This is a genomic window from Streptomyces sp. NPDC059456, assembly GCF_042750055.1.
Classification (GTDB): Bacteria; Actinomycetota; Actinomycetes; order Streptomycetales; family Streptomycetaceae; genus Streptomyces.
In genome coordinates, this window is record NZ_JBHYVA010000702.1 from 1 (window position 1) to 1,030 (window position 1,030).

Below are 1,030 nucleotides of genomic sequence, written 5' to 3' on the forward strand. Positions count from 1 at the left end.
TCGGTGATGTGTCTAAGCGACAGGCCGGCCGGCGGGGTGATCCCCGGCGCCCCCGGCGGCGGGCGGGCAGAATCGGGGCCGTACGTACGGTGTCGAGGGGGCGGCCATGGCAGTGGGGACACGAGCGGACGGCGCGGACGGCGCAGCCGGAGGTACGGAGGTTCCCGCGCTCGCGGGGATTCCGTTGGTCGGATCGCTGTTCGACCTGAAATCGGACTCGCTCGGGACCTACCTGCGCGCCCGGCAGCAGCACGGCGACGTCGTACGGATCACCGCCGGGCCGCCCGGGCTGCGGGCCGAGCTCTACTGCGTCTTCTCCGCGGAGGGCGCGCAGCAGGTCCTGGCGGCGGAGTCGGCCAACTTCCGCAAGGACAACGCCTTCTACCAGGAGCTCCGGGACTCCTTCGGGAACGGGCTGCTGACCAGCCAGGACGAGGACTACCTGCGCCAGCGGCGGCTGGTGCAGCCGCTGTTCACCAAGCGCCGGGTGGACGGCTACGCGGGCGCCGTCGCCGCCGAGACCCGGGCCGTCGTGGAGAGCTGGGAGCGGGCCCCGGGCGCCGTGATCGACGTCGGCGAGGAGATGATGCGGCTCGCCCTGCGCGCGGTCGCCCGCATCCTGTTCGGCACGGACGTGGAGGCCACCGTCGACGTGGTCGACCGGTGTTTTCCGGTCATCACGGAGTACGTGCTGCGCCGCGGCTACTCCCCCGCCAACATCCCGCGCACCTGGCCCACTCCGGGCAACAAGCGGGCGGCCGCCGCGATGGACGAGCTGTACGCGGTCTGCGACGAGATCATCGCCGCGCGCCGCAGCGGGGCCGGGTCCACGGCCGGGACTGGGGCCACGGCCGGGGCCGGGGCCGCAGCCGGTGGCGAGGACCTGCTGAGCCTGCTCGCCGCCGCCACGAGCACGGACGACGCGCAGTTCGACGCCCCCGTAGTTGGGCTCCTCGTGGTGCGGGTGCGGCGGGTCTGGTTTAAATCAAATAGACACCCCCACACCCCAATCGTTCTGGGTGTGGGGGGT

1 protein-coding gene is annotated in these 1,030 nt (G+C 72.6%); it reads left to right on the top strand.

Annotation, left to right across the window (positions count from 1 at the left end):
* Positions 1-106: 106 nt before the first annotated feature.
* On the top strand, positions 107-1,030 hold a 924-nt coding region (locus tag ACFXA3_RS36730; protein ID WP_385194543.1), incomplete at its 3' end, for a cytochrome P450.